The organism is Dehalococcoidia bacterium (assembly GCA_035574915.1).
Classification (GTDB): domain Bacteria; phylum Chloroflexota; class Dehalococcoidia; order DSTF01; family WHTK01; genus DATLYJ01.
This window is the reverse complement of record DATLYJ010000053.1, coordinates 26,612-40,907: the sequence shown is the minus strand read 5'-3', so window position 1 is coordinate 40,907 and position 14,296 is coordinate 26,612. Positions and strand designations below refer to the sequence as shown.

The window sequence follows — 14,296 nt, the reverse complement described above, 5'->3', positions numbered from 1 at the left end:
GCGCTGCCCGGTGCGCTGGATGCCGCCGATACCGCCCCCGCCCGAGCCGCAGGTGGCCCTCGCCGGGCCGCTGAGCGCCGCGGGCGCGGTCGGCGCCGCCTGCGCCACGGCCGCCCCTTGCGGGACAGCAGTCGACGTCGGCCTGAGCTGCGTCGGCAGCGACCGGGCGTCGCCGTCCCCTTCGCCGCAGGCCGCGAGGAACAGGGCCGCGGCGCACAGCAACAGCAGCAGGATGTACTTCCGGGGCAAAGCGCCCAACGGGGGCTGAGCCGGCCCCAAGGCTACTCGAAGATCGACGTCACGACCTCCTCGATCGAGCGCTGCACTTCCTGGTCGTCCGTCAGTGCCCAGACGACGGCCGAGCGGCAGGCCATCCGCGGCGGTATGCCTTTGCCGATCAGCTTGCCGGCGTAGATCAGGAGCCGCGTGCTCGCACCCTCCGAGAGGCCGTGTTCGCGCAGGTTGCGCACTTTTTCGCCCAGCTTCGCCAGGTCGGTGGCCACTCGGCTGTCGACGCCCGCCTCTTTCATGATGATCTGCGCTTCCTGGTCGCGCGGCGGATAGTCGAACTCGATGGCGATGAAGCGCTGGCGCGTGCTCTGCTTGAGGTCCTTGAGGGCGCTCTGGTAGCCGGGGTTGTACGAGATCACCAGCAGGAAGCCCTCGGCCGCCTCCAGCACCTGGCCCCGTTTCTCGATGGGGAGGAGGCGGCGGTAGTCGGTCAGGGGGTGGATGAGCACCGTGGTGTCCTTGCGCGCCTCCACCACCTCGTCCAGGTAGCAGATCGCGCCCGCCTTCACGGCGCGGGTGAGAGGGCCGTCGATCCAGCGCGTGGTCTCACCCTCGAGCAGGTAGCGGCCGACGAGGTCGCTTGCCGTCAGGTCCTCGTGGCAGGCCACCGTCACGATCGGCAGGGCCCGCTCCGACTCGCCCCCGTCAGCGGAGCGGCTCTTGATGATCGTCAGGGGACGGCCCAGCCGCCAGGCCATGTACTCCACGAAGCGCGTCTTGCCGCAGCCCGTGGGGCCCTTGAGGAGCACCGGGACACGCTCCTCGAAGGCCGCCGTGAACAACTCGATCTCGGCGCCGATGGGGAGGTAGTACGGCTCGACGTGGGGCTTGTATTCCTCGATCGCGTACTCGCGGTAGGCGATGCCTTCGTCTTCGAAGCGGATGTCTCTGGTAATGGCCTTACCTCCCCTAGGACTACAGGGTATAGGGCCCCTGTCCCTGGGTCTAAGCGCGTGCCCCGCCGGCTGCCCGCGCCTCGAGGGCGTCCCAGGCCTCGGCCACGCGCCTCTCCAGGTCCGCGATGCTGCCGCTGTTGTCGATCGTGACCACGGCGTGACGCACCCTCTCCTCGTTCGTCAGCTGCGAGCCGATGCGCGCGTCCGCCTGCTCGGCCGTTATGCCATTGCGCGCCATCAAGCGCTCCCGCGCCACCTCCACGGGCACGCTGACGACCCAGACCTCGTCCACGAGGTCCGTCCAGCCGGCCTCGATCAGCACCGCGGCTTCGAAGACCAGGACGCGCGTCCGGCCCTCCTCCTCGGCCTTCATCGCTTCGAGGCGCGCGCGCGTGAGCGGCCAGACGATGTCTGTCAGCTTCTTCATCTCCTCAGGCCGCCCGAAGACGAGCCCGCCCAGGACACGGCGGTCAATCTCGCCGTCCGGGCCCACCACCTGATCGCCAAACGCCGCCCGCAGCCGTTCGAACCCGGGACTGCCGGCACGGTAGGTTTCGTGCGCCACCCGGTCGACGTCGACGACTTTCGCGCCGTGCTTCTCCAGCATCTGCGAGACCAGGGTCTTGCCCGAAGCGATGCCGCCTGTGAGGCCGATAGTGATCAAGAGGGAGACCTGCCTGGAGGGCTGCGCCCACCCCGGGTGGGCTTTCAAATTCTAGGTTTGCTTCCGCCGTCAAAGCAAGGATGCGGCCTGGCTCAAAGAAACTGTTACCGCTCGCGAGTGTGACGCGTCACGCGCATCGAAAGCTGGCCGAGGAGCTTTTTTCGTAACTATTCGCTGGACTCCGGCGGCGTTACCTGCTGAGATGGGCAGGTGGCTGACGGGCGGTACGACCTCATAGTCATCGGCTCGGGGCCGGCGGGCGAGAAGGGCGCGGCGCAGGCGGCCTACTTCGGCAAGCGCGTAGCGGTCATCGAACGCGGCGACGTCGGCGGTTCGGCGACGAACACGGGCACGCTGCCGAGCAAGGTGCTGCGCGAGACGGCCGTGCACTTCGCCGAGCTGCGACAACGCGACCCCTACGGCATCCACCGCCCGCTGGACCAGCAACTGACGCCGGACGAGCTCTTTTTCCGGCAGCGCGCCGTCGTCGAGGCCTACCGCGGCCTGGTCGCCGCCAACATCAAGCGGCACGGCATCGACTACTTCGAGGGCGGCGCCCGCCTTACGGGGCCGAACGAGGTCGAGGTGCGGCTGCGCGAAGGCGGGACACGGCTCCTCGGCGGCGATTTCATCCTCATCGCCACGGGCTCGCGGCCCATGCGCCCGCCGGAAGTGCCTTTCGACGGCGAGGCCGTGTTCGACAGCGACACGGTCCTGGGGTTGAAGCGCCTGCCGGCGAGCATGATCGTGGTCGGGGGCGGCGTCGTGGGCTGCGAGTACGCCTCGCTCCTGCAAGCGCTGGGCATTCGCGTGACCCTGCTCGACCGTGACCCATCGCTCCTGCCCTTCATCGATGACGAGGTGGCGCTGCTCCTCCAGTCCCGCATGCAGGAGGCGGGGCTGGACCTGCGTCTGAACGCCTCGGCGCGCGCTTACCAGCGCACTCCGAACGGCGTCCGCGCCGAACTGGCGGACGGGGAGGCCGTGGAGGCGGAGGCGCTGCTCTTCACCGGTGGCCGGGTGGGCAACACCGAGGGCCTGGGCTTGCAGGCGTTGGGCATCGAGGTCGACGCTAAGGGCCGGGTGAAGGTGGACCAGCGCTTCCGCACCGCGGTGCCGAGCGTGATGGCGGCGGGTGACGTAATCGGCTTCCCGGCGCTGGCAAACACGTCGATGGAGCAGGGCCGGGTAGCCGTCTGCCAGGCGTTCGGCTTCGAGTACAAGACCGAGGTCTCGTCGCTCCTGCCATACGCCGTCTACACGATCCCGGAGGTGTCGAAGCTCGGCCTGAGCGAAGAGGAGGCGGCGGCCGCGGGGCGCGAGGCCGTCGTTGGCCGGGGCTACTACCGCGAGAACGCGCGCGGCCAGATCGCGGGGGACACGGGCGGGATGGTGAAGCTGGTGTTCGAGCGCGAGACTCGCGAGCTGCTGGGCGTGCACATCATCGGCCAGGGCGCCTCGGAGCTCGTCCACGTCGGGCAGGCCTGCATGTACTACAAGGGGACGATCGACTACTTCATCGACTCGGTCTTCAACTTCCCGACGCTGACGGACGTGTACAAGTACGCGGCTTATGACGGCCTGGGACGGCTTGCGTCACGGTAGAGGCCCTTGCCGGCGCGACCAGGCGGCGCCGGCGCCCTGTCAGCCGGAGTCGATGCGCCTCGAGGCCGAGACGCGTAGTCTGCGGCCTCCATGGCCGTCCGGCACCACACCGTCGTTGCCGGTCTCTGTGTATGATCGAAGCGGCGCTCGTGTCCGGCCCGGTGGGCCGTCAGGCTAGGAACCGTTAGTTGATCGGCAGCATACGGCTGGGGCGTTTCCTTGGCTTCGAGATCAGCATCCACTGGAGCTGGATATTCATCTTCTTCCTGGTCACGGCCAGCTTCGCGGAAGGGATCCTGAAGGACTCCTTCCCGCGCTGGGACGGCGGGCAGCGCTGGACGGCCGGGGCACTCATCGCCTTCATCTTCTTTTTCTCGATCCTGCTGCACGAGGTCTCGCATTCGCTGGTGGCGCGGCGCTACGGGCTACCTGTGACCAGCATCACGCTGTTCGTTTTCGGTGGAGTCAGCAATCTCGGCAAGGAGCCGGCCAGCCCGGGGCAGGAGTTCTGGATCGCGATCGTGGGGCCGCTTACGAGCGTGACGATGGCGGTGCTGTTCGGGGCCGGGTTCGTGGCCCTGGGACCAGTCTCGGAGGGCGCGGCTGAGGTGTCGCTGAACCTGGCAGCGATCAACCTGGCAATCGGCATTTTTAACCTGGTGCCGGGCTTCCCCCTCGATGGCGGCCGGGTGCTGCGCAGCCTCCTCTGGGCGCGAAGGCGGGACCTGCTTTCAGCGACGAAGTTGGCTTCGCGCGTCGGGCAAATCGTCGCCAACCTGATCATGGCGCTGGGGGTGGTGGTGTTCATCGCGGACCGCGACTACTGGGTCACCGGCCTGTGGTTCTTCCTGATCGGGAACTTCTTGCGCTCCGCCTCGGCCGCGAGCTATGAGACGCTCCTGCTGGAGACCGTGCTCAAGGGTGTGCCGGCGACGGTGCTGGCGAAACAGGACTATGTACCCATTAGCCCCGAGATGACGATCGCCCAGCTCGTGGAGGAGCACATCCTCGCCGGCCACGGACGGGCCTTCCCGGTCATGGCGGGCGAGGAGCTCCTGGGCCTGATCACGCTGACCGACACTCGCAACGTGCCGCGCGAGGACTGGCCGAAGGTCACGGTCTACCGGGCGATGACGCCGGCGAGCAAGCTGCGCACCGTGACCGCCTCGGACGAGCTGGCGCGGGTGCTGCAGATAATGGCGGGCAACGACATCAACCAGGTGCCGCTCATGGAGGGCAGGCTGCTGCGAGGCCTGATCCACCGTGGCGACGTAGTCCGCTACATCCAGACCCGCCAGGAGATCGGCGCCGGCGCCAGCACTTATTAGGGGCGCTCAGGCCTTCGGCCGCACGAGCAGTACGGGCGCGACGCCCGACCGCACGACCGCCGCCGCAACGCTGCCCTGAACGATCTCGCGCAGGCCAGAGCGGCCGTGCGTGGCCATCGCGACCAGGTCGAAGCCGCCTTCGCGGGCATACCGGACGATCGCCTTCGCCGCGTCGTTATCGACGAGGGTTACCTCCCGCACGGCGATTCCCGCCTGCCGGAGAGGGGAGGCAAAGTCTTCGAGGAAGTCCCGCGCTTCGGCCTCCAGCCGCTCCACCGCCTGGTCCTTCGACTCATCCCAGGCCGGCGGCGGCGGATGAAGGATCGCTTCGGCGCGCATCGTCTGCACGGTGGCCGCACCCATCTGCCCGCCCGGCGTCACCATCTCGACCGCCGGGCCCTTGCGGGGGACGCCCTGGGGCGACTCCGTGATTACGGTGAGCAGGGTCACCTCTGCCCCTACTGCGTTGGCGAGACGCGTGAGCATGGGGATAACGGCTTTCGCCTCGCCGGACCCATCTACTGTCGCCAGGATTTTCATGGTCTCCCTCCGCACCACCATGATCATGCCCGCCGCGGCGCCCCCGACAGTGCCCTTCGACCCCTCCGCAGAAGCCGAAAGGACGCCGTTTCGCGTGCTATACTTCGAGGCCGTGAACGACCTCCGCTGCCCTTCTTGCAGCGCGCCACGCGACCCGGACGACAACTTCTGCCGGCGCTGTGGCCGCCAGATCACGGTAAATCTGCCCGCCGTGCGTGAGTCCTCTTTGCCGATAGAGTCAGCGCGGGGTCTGCCGCCCTCGCTGGTCGGCAGCATCGCCATCCTCGCTATCGGCACGGGCATCGAGTGGCTGGCGAGGCGGATGGCAAGCGGCGCTGCGCGCGGAGCGGCGCGCGCAGCGGGGCGGGCAATCGCGAAGCACCAGCCTGCGCAGACCGCCCCGAAAAAGAGGGCCCCGGACCCGGCCGTGGTGGTGCGCGAATTCGTCTACATGCGCGAAGTGGACCTGCAGGGCTAGAGAGCCCGGAGCGCTACAGCTTTAGCTTTCGCTGAACACGAAGCGGTCCCGCCGGTAGACCGCGGCCCGCCGTACGGCCAGCGTCAGGTTGCGAATCAGGTCGTCCACCGGCGCCTGCGCGCCGCGGTCGACCACGACGCCGGCGGTGAAACCGACGCCGCCGGTTGCGCGGCTCCAGCCGCGCAGGTCTTCCTTCAGCCGGTCCAGGAGCCGTTCGACGTCGTAAACCACGGCGCCGGGAAGGATCACCGCGATGCGCTCGCCCTGGAGGCGGAGCACGGTGGCGCGCTCTCCGAGGTAGCGGCGCAGTAGCTCCACGGCCGATTGAAGCGCCGCGTGATAGTCCTTGTTGGACAGCTCCACCGGGCCGCGGTCCATCTGCAGGAGCACCGCGGCCAGTCCTCCGTCCTTGCGTCGCGCGCGCTCGAGTTCGACCTTCAGGGCCTGGTCGGAGGCGGGCAAGGCCCCGGACCGCTCCCGCTTCGCTGGCGCCCCCTGTGCGGCGCCGGACGCTGTCGACCCGAGGAGTATGCAGAGGCCGGCGCAAAACCCGGCGGCAGCGAAGAGGAGCGGCGCCAGGCTACGCGGGTCGGCAGGGCTGAGGGCCGCGAAGGCGGAATACATCGCGAGGCACCAGTACGTAATCTCGTACAGGTGGACGCGATGGCGCCGTTCTTCGAGGAGCACTGCTCCCGGCATGGCTCCCTCCTACTACGAATATCGGCGCGGAGGCCGCCTGGGTTAACGTTTGCCTCAGGCGGGGCCCTCGGCGGACAGGTCGTAAGGCAACTCGATGATTGCGGTGCCGGGGCGGCTCAGCAGCGCCTTCTTCAGCCGGCGGGCGGTCTGGTTGTGGAGCCAGCCTGTGCCCGGCAGGCCGGTGCGTATCTCGGGAAGGAGGACGGAGACGATCTGTCTGCCGTCTGACCGGTCCATCGCGTCGAGGTAGGAGAGAATCGGCGCGACGAGCGAGCGATAGGGTGAGCTGATGACAACCAAAGGCACGTCGACCACCGTGGACTCCCACTCTGCCTTCAGGCGCTTTCCGGCCTCCATGTCGTCCGTAACGTGGATGGCGATGACGGAGCTGGTGAGAGAAGTCGCGTAGTCGATGAGCTTGAGGACCGCGAGGTCCAGGCCCTCCACCGGCACCAGGACCGTTTGCCGGACCTGGCGGCCGGGCAGGACAAGGGCCGGGCCTCGCAAACGCAGGGCGGCGCTGACCTGGGCGTAGTGGCGGCTGATGCCCCAGAACATCAGGGCCAGCACCGACATCGCCGCCATGGAGATCCAGGCGCCGTGGCTGAACTTGGTGGCACCGACGATGACAGCGACCACGCCGGTGGTGACGGCGCCGAAGCCGTTTACGACCACGCCGGCCCGCCAGCCCGCTTCCCTGCGGCGCAGCCAGCGCGCCACCATCCCCGCCTGAGACAGCGTGAAGGACACGAAGACGCCGAAGGCGTATAGCGGGATTAGCTTCGTGACGTCGGCCTCGAAGAGGACGACCAGGGCGCTGGAGGCGAGGCCAAGGACCAGGATGCCGTTCGAGAACGCCAGCTTGTCGCCTCGGAAGCTGAACTGGTGGGGCAAGAAGCGGTCGCGCGCGAGGATGGACGCCAGTCTCGGGAAGTCGGCGTAGGACGTGTTCGCCGCCAGGATCAGGATGAGCGCGGTGAAGGCCTGGATCACGTAGAAGGGCGGCGATTCGCCGAAGACAGTCCTGCCGATCTGGGCTGCCACCGAGATGTGCTCGGCCGGCTGCACCTCGAAGACTCGCGCCAGCACGGTGATGCCGAGGAAGAGCGTGGCCAGGATTGCGGCCATCCAGACCAGGGTTGTGGCCGCGTTCTTCCATTCCGGCCGCTTGAAGGCCGGGACTCCGTCCGAGATAGCCTCTATGCCCGTGAGCGCCGTGCAGCCGGAGGCGAAGGCGCGGAGGACCAGAAACGCGGTCAGGGCCGATGAGCCGGCGGGATACGCCGACTCCGGCACCTCTGCCGTTAGCCCCGGGTCCGTGACGGCGCGCGCGAGCCCGGAGGCGATGAGCACGCCGAAGGACAGGATGAAGCCGTAGGTGGGGATGGCGAAGATGGTCCCGGACTCCTTGATGCCTCGCAGGTTGGCGATGGTGATGAAGGCGATGAAGGCCAGCGCCAACTCGATCTGCAGGGGTTCGAGGTATGGAAACGCGGAAACTACGGCCAGCACTCCGGCGGCGATGGAGACTGCCACCGTGAGGACGTAGTCGGTCGCCAGGGCCGCGGCAGCCGTGAGGCCGGCGAACTGCCCGAGGTTCTCCCGGGCGACGATGAACGCCCCGCCCCCGCCGGGATAGGCGCGGATTGTCTGGCGGTAGGAGATGGCAACGATGGCCAGCAGCACGACGATGGCGCCGGCGAGCGGCAGCGCGTAGGAGAACGACACGGTCCCTGCCGCTGCCAGGGTGATGAGGATTTCGTCCGTTGCGTAAGCGCTCGAAGAGAGCGCGTCAGAGGAGAAGACGGCCAGGGCCTTCGCCTTCGAGAGCCGCTGCTCCTCGGAATGCGCGGAGGAGATGGGCTTGCCCACGGCCACCCTGCGCACCGCCCGCCAGAGGCGTTCCGCGCCGGTGCGGGGCGCGATGGCCCGCTCGGTCGCTACGAGCGTGCCCTCCTCCGGTTGCTCGAAGCGGCGCTCGCGCGGGCGGACGATGCGCACCGCGCTCTGGCCAGGCTTGGAGCCGGTCAGGCGTTCGGGAGACTCCAGCCGCGGGTGGCCGGCGCGGCGTTGGAGCCGGATCACGCGCGACTCGTCACCTACCGGTCCGTCGCCTCTGGCGCCGTTGCGGGCCGTCCCGGACATCAGCGCCTCTCCGGCCGGGCCAGAGGATGCCGCTGCGTGGGCCTCGCCCACGGTGAGGGAGCGCGGCCGCGCGAGGCCGGCGCCTCCGGGTCCGGCGGCGCCGCGCTTGCGGGCTGCCCGGCGGCGGTAACGGGGTGGACCAAAGCACCATCGCCGCATACCAGGACAAGGGCCTCCGGGTCGCGCGCTTCTTCGGCGGCGCGCGCCCAGGGGTCGGCCGCCTGGACGACTATGACGCGATGCGTGGGGGACAGGCGTATGGCCAGCTCGATCAGCCGGCCCATGTCCGGGCCGAGCACGACCGCCTTGTGCAGCATTTCACACTCCTGCTTCCAGATTAGGGAGGCGAGGTCAGGGCGCGGTCAGGGCCGGAAGCCGGGGTGTACGGAAGTTGTCAGGATTCGGCGAAGCGGTAGCCGACGCCCGGGTCCGTGCGGATATAGCGCGGGTTCGCGGGGTCGTCCTTGAGCTTGGCCCGCAGTTGGTTGATGTAGGTGCGCAGGACGTGCGTGTCGCCTTCGTATTCGCTGCCCCAGACGGCGCGCAGGATCATCGGGTGCGTGAGCACCTTGCCGGCGTGCCCGGCCAAGTAGAGGAGGAGGGAGTACTCGGTCGGGGTCAGGTGGACATCGGCGCCGGCGAGAGTGACGCGCCGGCGCGAAGGGTCGATCGAGAGGTCGCCGATGTGGATCGCGCCATCGGAGGCGCGCGGCGCGCCGGCGCGGCGGAGGGCGACGCGGATACGCGCCAGCAACTCGTCCATGCCGAAGGGCTTCGTCAGGTAGTCGTCGGCGCCCTGATCGAGCGCTTGCACCTTCGCCTTCTCGTCTCCCAGGACGGAAAGGACGATGATCGGTGTCTCACGCATGTGGCGCATTTCGCGGCAGACTTCGATGCCGCTCATGTCGGGCAGCATCAGGTCCAGCAAGACGACGTCCGGGCGGAAGTGCTGATACGCCTCCAGTGCGGAACGGGCGTCTTCGGCCTCGCGGACGTCGTAGCCGTGGCCGTCGAGGGAGCGGCGCACGGCCCGCCGCAACTGCGGCTCGTCATCGACGACGAGGACGCGCGCGCCGCTCATGCGGCGCCCCGGCTGACCGTGCCGGCAGGGAAGCGCAGCGAGAACCGGGACCCCGAAGGCCCGGAGGCCACGTCTACGCTCCCGCCGCTGAGAGTCGTGAAGGCCTTCACCAGGGCAAGGCCCAGGCCCGTGCCCTGCGCATCGCCGCCGGAACGCGGCAGGCGGTAGAAGCGCTCGAAAACGCGTGGCAGGTCCTCTTCCGGGATGCCGGGGCCCTCGTCCTCTACCGCGAGCTCGACGTCGCCGTCGAGCGCGGACGCGGACAAGCGCAGCCTGCCGGACTCGGGCGAGTACTTGGCGGCGTTTTCGAGGAGGTTGACCAGGGCCTGGACGGCGAGGGATGGGTCGACCACCAGGGTGAGTCCCGAAGGCGCGTCGACTTCCACCGTGCGGCCGCGGGTGAGCGGCAGGCACCGCTCGCGCGCGTCCTCCAGGAGGTCGCGCGCCTCGACCTGGCGAAGAAGGGGACGTACGCCGCCCGACTCCAGGCGGTTGAGGTCGAGGATGTCGGAGATCGTCCGGTCGAGGCGGTCGACCTGGGAGTCTATGGTCTCGAGGAACGCCCTGACGTCGGCCTCCGGCCAGTCAACGGAGTTGTCCAGGAGGCTGGAGACCGAGGCCTTGATCGCCGCGAGCGGGGTCTTCAGGTCATGGGAGAGGGACATCATGAGGCTGGTCTTCGCCTCGCTGGCTTCTTCGAGCACCTCGCTGCGCGCCGCCGCGCGCTGGAGGGCGAGGCGCTGGAGCGTCAGCGCGGCTTCGCCGGCGAAGGCCTGCAGCAACTCCTGGGGCCGCTCGCGAAAGGCGGGGGCCTGGACGGGCCCGTCGAGGCGGAGGACCCCGAGGGGCGCGTCCCCGAGGACGAGAGGCGCGATGATCACCGGCCCCGGCCGCGACGGCGGCGCGCCGCCAACCACCCTCGCCAGCCGGGAGGTCCGCAACCCCGTCTGGCCGACGCCCTGAATGGCCCGCAGCTGCAGCGCCCGCTCGGCCATCGACCTTTCTTCAGGCGTCAGGGGCCGTGCGGCCGCGGGCCCGCCAACGGCTGATAGGACCTCCCAGCCGGACGCCCCCAGGGTAAGAACGGCCGCGCCGCTCGCCCCGAAGGCCTCGACAACCTGCCTCACGAGCCCATCGAGCGCTGCCTGAGGTTCCGTCTGGCCGATCATCGACCGGCTCAAGCGCAGCAGCACTTCTGTCTGGGCCTGCACGCGCCGCGCCTCGGCCAGGGATTCCTGGGCCGACGAGAGCATGGAGCTCCCGATTACGGAGACGACCAGGAAGATTGCCAGGCCGAATACGTTGCGGAGCTCGGCGACCTCGAAGCGGTACAGGGGCTCGACGAAGAAGAAGTTGAGGGAGGCGTTCGAGACTATGGCGGCGTAGATGCCGGGCATGCGGCCGAACCGCGAGGCGATGAGCAGGGTGAGCAGGAGGTAGAACAGGCCCTCGTTGAGGGTGCCCACCTGCGAACGGAAGGGCGCCAGGAGAGCCGTGAGCAGTACGATGCCCGCCGTGGCGGCCGCAATCCCGGCGAGGGCGCCCCTGTCGCGAATGATGCTCACAGTGAAATGATATTCCTTGCCGCTAAGCCCGGCCTTGCCAGAGCGCAGGTCTTCGCGGCCGGAGGACACTTGGAGCACGTCGAGGGAGTCCACAGGGTACCGGGGGTCCGAGGCGCCAACGCCTACCTTCTGACCTTCGGCCCCCTGACGTTGGTCGACTGCGGCCTACCGGGTTCGGGGCGGGCCATCATCGACTTCCTCGCCGCGCTGGGACACCCGCCTGACGCGCTCCAGCGCATCCTGCTCACGCACCGCCACCCGGACCATTGCGGCGCAGCGACCTACCTGCGCCAGCGGACCGGCGCGGAGGTGTGCGCGCACGCTGCCGAGACCGAGGTCGTCGGCGAACTGCGGGTGGTGCGCGGCACCCTGAACCTTGGAGGCGCGATCGTCGACCGGCTGCTCGAGGATGGGGAAGAGCTCCCGGGCGGGATCCGCGCGGTGCACTGCGGCGGGCATACGGCCGGCAGCCTCAGCTACTACGTCCCGGCGCGCGGCCTGCTCTTTCTCGGCGACATGGCGATAAACAACGTCGACCGGCTCAGCCGGCCCATCGCTTTCAGCAATGAGGACTCGGACGCCTACGAGCGCGGACTCGAGCGGCTCGCGGCGCTCGGGGCGGAAGCCGGGTTTTTCGGACATGGCCCACCGCTGACTCAAGGCCTGAGCAGCGCCCTGACCGCGCTGTGCCAGCGGCCGCGGTCACCGCTGTGGCGGGCGCTGCTGCGCTACGCGTTTTTGCGCCTGCGCCATCCCTTCGGACGGGACTGAGGGGCGCGTCTTTCCCGCGGGCGGGGTCGAATCGAAAGCATTCCGGCGCCACGCGCGAACGGCATAAATGCAACCGAATGGTTGCAATCCGTGGGCAAGCCGTGCAACCATCCGGTAGCACGATAGGAGGCGCGATGGACAGCGACAGGATCGAGCGCGAAATCATGATCTCGGCGACCCTCGAGCGGGTCTGGCAGGTGCTTACCCACCCCCTCAACTGGGTCGGCGAGGGTGACCAGGCGGCGTTCGATCTCAGAGAGGGCGCCACCATCATCTTCGAGATGGGCGATACGCGGCTGCACCAACAGGTGGTCAGGATCGAACCCATGCGGTACCTCTCCTATCGCTGGGCTCCCTATCCCATCTACAAGGGCGAAGCACCCCGGCAAGGCAACACGACGCTCGTGGAGTTCATGCTGTCCGAGGAGGAAGGCAAGGTGCGTTTGCGTGTCGTGGAGAGCGGCTTCGATGGCCTCGATGCGCCGGAAGGACTCCGGCGCGACGGGGCGGGACAGAACGCCGAGGGTTGGGTGGGCGCCCTCGCGGCCCTCAAGGAACAGGCCGAGTCAGCATGAATGCGCCTCCTCCCGACGTGCCGCGCGTGCTCGCCGCGATCTCGGACGCGACGCGCCTGCGGGTCCTCGTTGCCATCGGCAACCGGGAAGCGGCGAGCGTCTCCACGCTGGCGCGGGAGTTCCCCGTAAGCCGCCAGGCGGTGGCCAAGCACGTGGCGGTGCTGCGGGACGCCGGCCTCGTCGAGGCTGGACGGTCCGGCCGCGAGGTGCTGTACTCCGTGCGTCCGGGCCGCCTGCAGCTCGCGGCGCGCTGGCTTGCCGAGGCGGCCGCCGCCTGGGAGCGCAGGCTGGCCGAGATCAAGCGCATCGCAGAGGCAGGCGAGCCCCTGAGCGGGGAAGGAAGCGGCGCCGCAGAGGGATGATGAAGCCTCCTCTGGACTCAGCCGCGGCCGCCGCGTAGTCTTGCCGCGATGAACGCCGTGATCCTGGTCGGAGGGGGCGGGACGCGGCTGCGTCCCCTGACCTACGCGGTCCCCAAGCCACTGATCCCGGTCCTCAACCGGCCGCTGATCTCCCATCTGCTCGACAACCTGAGACGCCACGGCGTGGACCGCGTGGTGTTCGCGGCCTCGGCGCAGGAGAAGCGCATCGAGGAGGAGCTTGGCGACGGAGACGGGATCGGCCTCGAGATTTCCTACTGCTACGAGACGGAGCCGCTGGGCTCCGGCCTTGCGGTCAAGCAGGCGGCAAAGGGCTTCGATGAGCCCTTCTTCGTCTGCAACGGCGACGTGATCACGGACCTGGACGTCGCGGACATGGCGGCGCGCCACAAGGAGCGCGGCGCCATCGTCAGCATTTCCCTGGCGCAGGTGGAGGACCCCAGCGGCTACGGCGTAGTCGAGATGGACAGGACGGACCGGATCACGCGCTTCGTAGAGAAGCCGCCGCGCAGCGAGGCGCCCAGCAACTTCGCTAACGCCGGCACCTGGATCTTCGATCCCTCGGTGCTGGAACACATACCGGACGAAAAGATGGACCGCTCCCTGGAGCAGCTGGTGTTTCCCCTGCTCATCGCCGACGGCTACCTGGTTCTCGGCTACCCCTCGGACGCCTACTGGATGGACGTGGGTACACCCGAGCGCTACCTCCAGCTCCACTATGACCTCCTGAAGGGCCGGATCCCCCAGTGGCTGCCCGGCGACCTGCGCGATGGCCACCCCTCGGTGGGTGTCGAGAGCCAGGTGTGGCACGACGTCCGGGTGGAGGGGCGCGTGATCCTGGGCCGCGCCTGCCGGGTGGGCGGGATGACGCGGCTCGCCGGGCCGTCCGTCCTCGGCGACCGCTGCGACGTGCGCGACAAGGCGGTCATCGAGCGCTCCGTCATCTGGTCGAACGCCAAGGTCGGGTCAGAGGCCGTCGTGCGCGACAGCATTCTCGGCAAGGGGTGCTGGGTAGGCGATGGCGCCGTCGTGGAGGGCGCCATCCTCGCCGACGGCGCCAAGGTGAAGCGCGGCGTGCGGCTGGGCCCGGGCGCGCGCCTGGAGCCGGACGAGGTGGCGGGTTAGGGGAGACCAGGGCCGCGCTGCCGGCTCGCTTCCGCCAACCCAACTCTGCCGCAGCCGGGCTCAACAAGAAGCCAATCGGCCGGTGACCTTCCAGCCGGAAACGCCGTTCCGGGGGTGGTCTTGCCCCGGCCAGACGGCCCCGTGATCGGCGGG

General features: G+C 69.0%; 16 protein-coding genes. 7 read left to right on the top strand and 9 right to left on the bottom strand.

Annotated features, from left to right (window positions below):
* The 3 genes from VNN10_04920 to coaE all read right to left on the bottom strand — a co-directional run.
* Positions 1-249 (bottom strand): hypothetical protein (locus VNN10_04920; GenBank protein ID HXH21351.1); only part of this gene is annotated, 249 nt, incomplete at its 3' end.
* Positions 250-281: 32 nt separating this feature from the next.
* The gene (locus VNN10_04915) at positions 282-1,154 is read right to left on the bottom strand and encodes a CbbQ/NirQ/NorQ/GpvN family protein (GenBank protein ID HXH21350.1); all 873 of its coding nucleotides are present in this window, start codon (positions 1,152-1,154) and stop codon (positions 282-284) included.
* An 82-nt stretch (positions 1,155-1,236) separates the two neighbouring features.
* Positions 1,237-1,851: a dephospho-CoA kinase gene (gene coaE, locus VNN10_04910; GenBank protein HXH21349.1), complete on the bottom strand. Its 615-nt coding sequence runs from the start codon at positions 1,849-1,851 to the stop codon at positions 1,237-1,239.
* Positions 1,852-2,061: 210 nt separating this feature from the next.
* On the opposite strand from coaE, the gene sthA reads away from it, so the two are divergent.
* Positions 2,062-3,456, top strand: a complete 1,395-nt coding sequence (gene sthA, locus VNN10_04905) for a Si-specific NAD(P)(+) transhydrogenase (protein HXH21348.1) — start codon at positions 2,062-2,064, stop codon at positions 3,454-3,456.
* Between the two features lie 188 nt (positions 3,457-3,644).
* Positions 3,645-4,784, top strand: a complete 1,140-nt coding sequence (locus VNN10_04900; protein HXH21347.1) for a site-2 protease family protein — start codon at positions 3,645-3,647, stop codon at positions 4,782-4,784.
* Positions 4,785-4,790: 6 nt separating this feature from the next.
* On the opposite strand, the gene VNN10_04895 is transcribed toward VNN10_04900, so the two are convergent.
* Entirely contained in the window at positions 4,791-5,324 is a 534-nt protein-coding gene (locus tag VNN10_04895; GenBank protein ID HXH21346.1) for a universal stress protein, read from the bottom strand.
* On the opposite strand from VNN10_04895, the gene VNN10_04890 reads away from it, so the two are divergent.
* Positions 5,323-5,802: a zinc ribbon domain-containing protein gene (locus VNN10_04890; GenBank protein HXH21345.1), complete on the top strand. Its 480-nt coding sequence runs from the start codon at positions 5,323-5,325 to the stop codon at positions 5,800-5,802. The two genes, VNN10_04895 and VNN10_04890, sit on opposite strands and share 2 nt — an antisense overlap.
* A gap of 21 nt (positions 5,803-5,823) precedes the next feature.
* Here VNN10_04890 and VNN10_04885 read toward each other — a convergent pair whose 3' ends face one another.
* From VNN10_04885 to VNN10_04865, 5 genes are all read right to left on the bottom strand, one after another.
* The gene (locus tag VNN10_04885) at positions 5,824-6,501 is read right to left on the bottom strand and encodes a hypothetical protein (protein ID HXH21344.1); all 678 of its coding nucleotides are present in this window, start codon (positions 6,499-6,501) and stop codon (positions 5,824-5,826) included.
* A gap of 54 nt (positions 6,502-6,555) precedes the next feature.
* Positions 6,556-8,646: an APC family permease gene (locus VNN10_04880; protein ID HXH21343.1), complete on the bottom strand. Its 2,091-nt coding sequence runs from the start codon at positions 8,644-8,646 to the stop codon at positions 6,556-6,558.
* Complete coding sequence (locus tag VNN10_04875; protein ID HXH21342.1) at positions 8,646-8,963, bottom strand: hypothetical protein; 318 nt, start codon at positions 8,961-8,963, stop codon at positions 8,646-8,648. The genes VNN10_04880 and VNN10_04875 overlap by 1 nt, the downstream gene beginning before the upstream one ends.
* A 77-nt stretch (positions 8,964-9,040) precedes the next feature.
* Positions 9,041-9,727 carry a response regulator transcription factor gene (locus tag VNN10_04870; protein HXH21341.1) on the bottom strand — a complete coding sequence of 229 codons (687 nt, stop codon included), beginning with the start codon at positions 9,725-9,727 and terminating at the stop codon, positions 9,041-9,043.
* Entirely contained in the window at positions 9,724-11,292 is a 1,569-nt protein-coding gene (locus VNN10_04865; protein HXH21340.1) for an ATP-binding protein, read from the bottom strand. Before VNN10_04865 ends, VNN10_04870 begins: the two co-directional genes overlap by 4 nt.
* 69 nt (positions 11,293-11,361) lie before the next feature.
* On the opposite strand from VNN10_04865, the gene VNN10_04860 reads away from it, so the two are divergent.
* The 4 genes from VNN10_04860 to VNN10_04845 all read left to right on the top strand — a co-directional run bounded on the left by VNN10_04860 (position 11,362) and on the right by VNN10_04845 (position 14,143).
* A complete protein-coding gene (locus tag VNN10_04860; GenBank protein ID HXH21339.1) occupies positions 11,362-12,063 on the top strand; it encodes an MBL fold metallo-hydrolase in 702 nt (233 codons plus the stop codon).
* 134 nt (positions 12,064-12,197) lie between these two features.
* On the top strand, positions 12,198-12,638 hold the full coding sequence (locus VNN10_04855) for an SRPBCC domain-containing protein (protein HXH21338.1): 441 nt from the start codon (positions 12,198-12,200) through the stop codon (positions 12,636-12,638).
* Positions 12,635-13,000 carry a metalloregulator ArsR/SmtB family transcription factor gene (locus tag VNN10_04850; GenBank protein ID HXH21337.1) on the top strand — a complete coding sequence of 122 codons (366 nt, stop codon included), beginning with the start codon at positions 12,635-12,637 and terminating at the stop codon, positions 12,998-13,000. The genes VNN10_04855 and VNN10_04850 overlap by 4 nt, the downstream gene beginning before the upstream one ends.
* Positions 13,001-13,048: 48 nt before the next feature.
* Positions 13,049-14,143, top strand: coding sequence for an NDP-sugar synthase (locus VNN10_04845; GenBank protein HXH21336.1), 1,095 nt, complete (start codon positions 13,049-13,051; stop codon positions 14,141-14,143).
* The last annotated feature ends 153 nt before the right edge of the window (positions 14,144-14,296 follow it).

Excerpts from the sequence above, each read along its gene's own strand:
- VNN10_04850 (HXH21337.1), top strand. The coding sequence starts at position 12,635 with ATGAATGCGCCTCCTCCCGACGTGCCGCGCGTGCTCGCCGCGATCTCG.
- VNN10_04845 (HXH21336.1), top strand. The coding sequence starts at position 13,049 with ATGAACGCCGTGATCCTGGTCGGAGGGGGCGGGACGCGGCTGCGTCCC.
- VNN10_04870 (HXH21341.1), bottom strand. The coding sequence starts at position 9,727 with ATGAGCGGCGCGCGCGTCCTCGTCGTCGATGACGAGCCGCAGTTGCGG.
- VNN10_04895 (HXH21346.1), bottom strand. The coding sequence starts at position 5,324 with ATGAAAATCCTGGCGACAGTAGATGGGTCCGGCGAGGCGAAAGCCGTT.
- VNN10_04880 (HXH21343.1), bottom strand. The coding sequence starts at position 8,646 with ATGTCCGGGACGGCCCGCAACGGCGCCAGAGGCGACGGACCGGTAGGT.
- VNN10_04890 (HXH21345.1), top strand. The coding sequence starts at position 5,323 with ATGGTCTCCCTCCGCACCACCATGATCATGCCCGCCGCGGCGCCCCCG.
- VNN10_04855 (HXH21338.1), top strand. The coding sequence starts at position 12,198 with ATGGACAGCGACAGGATCGAGCGCGAAATCATGATCTCGGCGACCCTC.
- VNN10_04885 (HXH21344.1), bottom strand. The coding sequence starts at position 6,501 with ATGCCGGGAGCAGTGCTCCTCGAAGAACGGCGCCATCGCGTCCACCTG.
- VNN10_04875 (HXH21342.1), bottom strand. The coding sequence starts at position 8,963 with ATGCTGCACAAGGCGGTCGTGCTCGGCCCGGACATGGGCCGGCTGATC.